General features: G+C 62.0%; 7 protein-coding genes. 6 read left to right on the top strand and 1 reads right to left on the bottom strand.

Going from position 1 to position 5,691, the window contains the following annotated elements; translation table 11 throughout:
• The 6 genes from EOA24_RS25355 to EOA24_RS25380 all read left to right on the top strand — a co-directional run.
• On the top strand, positions 1-1,442 hold a 1,442-nt coding region (locus tag EOA24_RS25355), incomplete at its 5' end, for a pilus assembly protein TadG-related protein (RefSeq protein ID WP_189354198.1).
• Positions 1,443-1,446: 4 nt separating this feature from the next.
• Positions 1,447-1,944, top strand: coding sequence for a TadE/TadG family type IV pilus assembly protein (locus EOA24_RS25360; protein ID WP_189343245.1), 498 nt, complete (start codon positions 1,447-1,449; stop codon positions 1,942-1,944).
• Positions 1,945-1,985: 41 nt separating this feature from the next.
• The gene (locus EOA24_RS25365) at positions 1,986-2,573 is read left to right on the top strand and encodes a TadE/TadG family type IV pilus assembly protein (protein ID WP_245467243.1); all 588 of its coding nucleotides are present in this window, start codon (positions 1,986-1,988) and stop codon (positions 2,571-2,573) included.
• Positions 2,570-3,733 (top strand): AAA family ATPase, encoded by a 1,164-nt coding sequence (locus EOA24_RS25370; RefSeq protein WP_126079125.1) that lies wholly within the window; start codon positions 2,570-2,572, stop codon positions 3,731-3,733. The genes EOA24_RS25365 and EOA24_RS25370 overlap by 4 nt, the downstream gene beginning before the upstream one ends.
• Entirely contained in the window at positions 3,720-4,295 is a 576-nt protein-coding gene (locus tag EOA24_RS25375; RefSeq protein ID WP_126079126.1) for a L,D-transpeptidase, read from the top strand. The genes EOA24_RS25370 and EOA24_RS25375 overlap by 14 nt, the downstream gene beginning before the upstream one ends.
• Positions 4,292-4,843: a hypothetical protein gene (locus EOA24_RS25380; protein ID WP_126079127.1), complete on the top strand. Its 552-nt coding sequence runs from the start codon at positions 4,292-4,294 to the stop codon at positions 4,841-4,843. Before EOA24_RS25375 ends, EOA24_RS25380 begins: the two co-directional genes overlap by 4 nt.
• Before the next feature lie 26 nt (positions 4,844-4,869).
• Here EOA24_RS25380 and EOA24_RS25385 read toward each other — a convergent pair whose 3' ends face one another.
• Positions 4,870-5,406, bottom strand: a complete 537-nt coding sequence (locus EOA24_RS25385; RefSeq protein ID WP_126079128.1) for a hypothetical protein — start codon at positions 5,404-5,406, stop codon at positions 4,870-4,872.
• Positions 5,407-5,691: the final 285 nt, after the last annotated feature.

Raw genomic sequence — 5,691 nt, forward strand, 5'->3', positions numbered from 1 at the left:
CCATTATGCTGCCGGTTCTGGTCGGCTTTGCATTGCTGGCGATCGACATGAGCCGCGCCAACGGGCTGCACAGCGATCTGCAGAAGGGCGTCGACGCGCTGGCGCTTGCCGGCGCGGCGGAGCTCGATGGCAGGTCGGACAGCATTACCCGCGCCAACAGAGCGATCGATAACCTCATCGCCAATCACACACTTTTTTCGACGGCTGGCGACCATCAAATAGCCCGTGCCGATATTGATGTGACCTTTCTGACCGGAATACCAGCCAGCGACAGCACGAGACTCGGCGCAAATGGTGTTGATGCAGACGGCGTCAACTGGGCAAGTACTGATCCCACGGCGGTCAGCCTTGTTGTTGTAACCCTTAATTCTGGAGGCGCCGGGGACTTCGAGACCATTTTCCCCGCCAGCTTCAATGGCGGCAGCAACACGATGGGTATCCAGCCCCAGGCGGTCGCCGGCTTCAAGCAATCGATCTGCGAAACCGTGCCGCTTTTCATGTGCAACCCGTTCGAAACGGCCACGCCGGGCACCAGCAAGACAATTCAGCAGGCCTTTGCTTCTGGCGATACGTATGGCCGCGAATTCCGCATTCTGAAGGTGGATTCGAACCCGGGACCGGGCAATTTTGGCTTGATCGACAACAACCTGTCGTCATTGCGGGATGCCATCGCCATGGGCACCGCCGGCACCTGCTATAGCCGGGATGCTCTGACTACGAAGACCGGTGTCACCCTCGGGCAGGTGAACACCGGGCTGAACACTCGTTTCGACCTCTACAGCGGTTCGCTCGCCAAGAACAACAAGGACTGGAACTACCGGCCCGCGAGTAATGTCCGCAAAGGCCAGAAGACCGGCTGCAGCAAGTATGATCCAGTGACCGATGGCACCGCGCTGCCTCTTCCTCCGGGAACGAATTACGACGATTCCAAGGGCATGTCGGACAAGATCACAGCCCAAAGCTTCTGGAGCACCTACTGGTCGGTCAACCACGGAACGACTTACCCGAATGTGCCCAGCGCCACCAATCCGACCGGTTCCAAGACCGCTCCGGCATCTCGATTTGACGTCTACAAATACGAGATCGCCAACAACCTTGTCGGCGACAAGTCGATGGCGCCCACGAAGGAAACCGGCAACCCATCCTGCTTCAAGGGAACCGCGCCCACTCCTGATCCCGACCGCCGTTTGCTCAACATGGCAATCGTCAACTGCATAGCCAACCAAGCCAAGATCAACGGCCATATCCAGCTAAAGCCGGACGGCTACGTCAGTGTGTTCGTCAACACACCGGTTCAGAAATCGGACAACACCAAGGACCCCGAAGATCCATCGGCGGGCGAGAAGCCTATCAGCATCGAGATCGTCGACGTTGATGGTGCCTTTGCGAATAACACCTTGGTCGACAAGGCCTTCCGCAACGAAGCGCAGCTCTATCGGTAGCACCATGCTGGCCAAACTCAACCACCTCATCAAGCGCTTCAGGAGCGAGGACGATGGCGCAGTCCTGGTGGAGATGGCGATCGTTACGCCATTCGTGGTGCTGCTGTCGGCCGGCGTGTACGAATTCTCGAACATGCTGAACACACGGATGCTCCTCGACGCCGGTGTTCGGGATGCTGCCCGCTACATGGCGCGCTGCAGCAGTGATTGGGACACTTGCTCGGGTTATGCGAAAAACCTTGCGGTGAACGGAGCCATAACCGGCGGCAGCGCAAGGGTCACAGGATGGACCACGGGCGAGGTCACAATCAGCAAGTCATTGTCCACTCCGGCGATCGAGGCCGGGACCGGAACCGAACTCTATCTCAGTCCGACGAGCAACGTCGATGTGGTGCAGGTCAGCACATCGTATCCATATCCGGATCTGGGATTCTGGTCCTATCTTGGATTTGGTGACGTGACCCTGTCGGTCTTCCATCAAGAGCGCGTCTTCGGATGGTAAGGCTGCCACGCAGATTTTGGGCAAGCGAGTCCGGCGCAGCGATGGTCGAGGCGGCCATCGCCATGCCGCTGCTGCTGACCCTTCTGCTCGGCTTCGTCGATTTCGGCTATGCCTTTTATCAATGGAACGCCGCCGACAAGGCAGTGCAGGCAGGAGCGAGGCTGGCGCAAATCTCCAGTCCGGTCGCCAGTGGGCTTTCCCTCGAGGCAAAAACGCCAAGCGACTCGCTGGACGTGGGCAAGGCGGTTCCGGCCAACACATATAATTACATCTGCACGGCCAATGCCGCGGGAACCGCCTCATGCACCTGCGGCACCGGCGCAACATGCCAGAATCTCACAGCGAGCCAAGCTGTTTTTGACTTCATTTACACGGGCAGCGGCACCCGGTCGGGAATGCACACCTTCCTGCCCACGCTGACGAAGTCCCAGGTTCGGATACAATATCAGGCGTCCGGCCTGGGCTATTGGACACGTCCCAACGGGCCGGTACCGACCATCACGGTCAGCATCGTAAATCATCAATTCCAGTTCTTCTTCCTGGGCGGATTGCTCGGGTTCGACAACATCACCATGCCCTCCATGCTGAGCACGGTCACGGGCGAGGATCTAAAGAGCACCTACCCATGAACGCTATCGACACCAGAGTTCTCCCGACCAAGCGCAAGCAGGTGGCGCTGTTTTCCGCCGATGCGAATTTCAAGCGCGACGTCACCACGCGGCTCGACGCGCTGGCGATCTATGACGTCAAGGTCTCGGACGCGGCGGAGTTCCTTAAGGGGCCGCCTGTCGACAGCCGTCCAGGCATCATCATCCTCGATCTCGGCAATGGCGCGCTGCTCGGCAATCCGGCGATCGTCGAGGCGCGCGCGGCCTGGGCGTCGGTGCCGCTGATCGCGATATCGGACGAACTCACCTCCGAGCAGACGCGCGTGCTGGTGCGCATGAACGCGTCCGACTGGCTGCACAAGCCGCTCGACGCCAAGGAGCTGCTCAACGCCGTCACCTTCCACGACACCGGCAACCAGGGCACCAAGAGCCGCATCATCACCTTCATTGCCGCGAGCGGCGGCGCCGGCGCCACCACGCTGGCGATCTCGGCGGCGGAGCACTTGGCCTCGAAGTCGGCCGAGCGGGCGGCCGCGACCTGCCTCGTCGACCTCGACTTCCAGAGCGCCAATTGCGGCGCCTATCTCAACCAGTTCAACCAGTTCGACCTCTCCGGCATCATCGGCCAGCCGGACCGGCTCGATGTCGAGCTCATGGACGTCATCAAACTGTCCCGGCCTTCGGGCCTCACGCTCTATTCCTTCGAGCGGCCACAGCTGCCGTTCGAGCCGCACGGTTCCGATTTCGTCTTCCGGCTGCTCGACCTCGTCGCCTACCGCTTCGACGACATCGTCATCGACCTGCCCAACATCGAGACGCCGTGGCACGATTCCGTGCTGCGCACGAGCGACGAGATCTTCATCGTCTTCGAGCTCAACGTCGCTTCGCTGAGGCAAGGCAAGCGGCTCTACAAGAAGATTCGCGAATTGCGCGGCAACAAGGTCAGCATCACGCTGGTCGCCAACAAGCACAAGCGCAAATGGTTCGGCAACCACTTCTCGCGCAGCGAGCTGGAGAAGATCTTCAAGGCGCCGCATATCAAGTCGCTGGCGCTGGACAATGCGCTCCTGGCCGACGCGCTGAACCGCGCCATCCTGCCCTCCGAGGTGGATGGACGCGCGCGCTTCAACAAGGACTTGAAACGCATGTTCAAGGAGCGGCTGGACAATGCTCAGCGCTAGGCGCTTCGCTGCGATACACTTGGCCAGCGCGTGCCTCGCCGGGCTGACGCTGTTGTCGGCCTGCGGTCTGGCGCAAGCCGGATCGGGCCTGCCGCCGCTGCCCGCCATGGGCCCAAGCCTGCGCAAGGCGGTCGCCTTTGAAACCAGCGAGCAGCCGGGCACCATCATCATCCGCAAGAACGAAAAGGCGCTCTATTTGGTGACCGGCCAGGGCCAGGCGCTGCGCTACCAGATCAGCGTCGGCCGCGACGGCTTCGGCTGGACCGGAACGGTCAAAATCGCCTCCAAGACCGAATGGCCGGAATGGCGCCCGCCCAAGGAAATGCGCGCGCGCCAGCCGGAACTGCCGGCGATGGTGCCGGCCGGTCCCTACAATCCGCTCGGCGCCAGGGCGCTTTATCTTTCGCGCGACGGGCGCGACACGCTCTATCGCATCCATGGCACCAACGATCCCAAGGGCGTCGGTTTCGACGGCACGTCCGGATGCTTCCGGCTCACGAACACCGATGTGATCGATCTCTTCAAACGCGTCGCGGTGGGCGCAAAGGTGGTGGTTGAATGACGATGATCAGCGAGCCGGACGTTCCGGCAATCGAACTCGGTCACCGGGAAGCGGTTCCGGAAAAGCCCAGCCGGGCCAGGATGATCGGCGTCATCGCCGTCGGCGCTTTGCTTGTCACCGCCATCAACGTGACGGCCGCGGTCTATCTCTATCGCGGCGTCAACGACCTCAAGGCGATCGAGGCGCGGCTGGATCAGCTCGGCCAGTTCGAGCAGCGCATCGGCGCCCGCATCGACACCGTCAACAACGGTTTCCAGAGCCGGTTCGAGACGCTGGACCGCCAGTTGCAGGCGAATTTCGGCCAGATCAACGGCAATGTCGCCAGGCTGGAGCAAGGCCAGCCCGTCGGGGCCAGCGAACCGGCGCCCGGCGCTCCGGAGCCGAGCATGCTCGGCAACACAACGGTGGCGGATGCGTCCGCGGTCGATGAAAGCTCCGGCGACGGGCAGCCCTCGTTCAAGCGCAAGGTCGCGCCCCCGGGTCCCAACCCGTCCTACCAGCGCATCCAGCAGCCCGACGGCAAGGTCTATTACAAGAAGATCAACTGAGCCCGCGGGCCGCCTGAGCCGGCCGCTTACAGATCGCGCTGCAGCGCAAGCATGCGGACCGAACGTGCCTCGGCGCGCAGTTTCGCCTCGCGCAGGAATGCCACGTGGCAATAGGCGCACGCCGCGAGACCGAGGCACAGCACCAGGCAGTTCTGCAAGCTTAGGTCGACCATAACCGAGAACTGGAGGCCATGGGGTGTAACGAACGCGGCAACGGTGCTCGCCGTTTCCGCGTGACTGCTCTGCGCCATCATGAGCCCGGCGAAGATCAGCGCGGCATGATTGGCGAGGAAGAAGCCGGCCGACCTCTTTGCCTGGCAAATCATCCAGCAAGCGCCTGCCGCAAAGACAATGATAGCGGCGTCGACGGCCATCGACCCGCCGAGATAGACATGCGCCTGCTGCCAGAACATGGTCGAGAACGGCCGCAGCTCGAGCCAGGCGTGCCACACAGCGGGGCTCGCCGGATAAATGCCGAGAAGCAGCGCCGCCATCCGCTCCGCCGCTAGCAGAAACAGCATCAGGGCCGGAAAGGCAAAAAGCAGTATCGGCTTGCGCATCATGTCATCCCCTCGACATCCGATGGCCGATTCTAGGCCGCATTGGTTGCGCGAGACTTAACGCAACGCCTTGCTTTTCAAGGAATGTCGCTCATGTCTAATGTGCGAAGGGCTCAATGGTCGGGGTGGCGCCGTGTCGACAGGAGCTAACGGGTTGAGCTCGAGCAGCATCAGCGGCCGTCGGCACGATCCCAGGGAGGCCCGCGCGTGAGTCAGGCGAAACCGCCCAGCCGCCCGCTGCTGGCGCCGATGCTCGGTGGTCTCGGGCTGCTCGCCGGCATACTGCTG

This window comes from Mesorhizobium sp. M2A.F.Ca.ET.039.01.1.1 (assembly GCF_003998035.1).
In the GTDB taxonomy this organism is placed as follows: Bacteria; Pseudomonadota; Alphaproteobacteria; order Rhizobiales; family Rhizobiaceae; genus Mesorhizobium.

What these genes read in the sequence shown, in the direction of transcription:
- EOA24_RS25360 (WP_189343245.1), top strand. Translation starts at nt 1,447, where the DNA reads ATGCTGGCCAAACTCAACCACCTCATCAAGCGCTTCAGGAGCGAGGAC.
- EOA24_RS25375 (WP_126079126.1), top strand. Translation starts at nt 3,720, where the DNA reads ATGCTCAGCGCTAGGCGCTTCGCTGCGATACACTTGGCCAGCGCGTGC.
- EOA24_RS25365 (WP_245467243.1), top strand. Translation starts at nt 1,986, where the DNA reads ATGGTCGAGGCGGCCATCGCCATGCCGCTGCTGCTGACCCTTCTGCTC.
- EOA24_RS25380 (WP_126079127.1), top strand. Translation starts at nt 4,292, where the DNA reads ATGACGATGATCAGCGAGCCGGACGTTCCGGCAATCGAACTCGGTCAC.
- EOA24_RS25370 (WP_126079125.1), top strand. Translation starts at nt 2,570, where the DNA reads ATGAACGCTATCGACACCAGAGTTCTCCCGACCAAGCGCAAGCAGGTG.
- EOA24_RS25385 (WP_126079128.1), bottom strand. Translation starts at nt 5,406, where the DNA reads ATGATGCGCAAGCCGATACTGCTTTTTGCCTTTCCGGCCCTGATGCTG.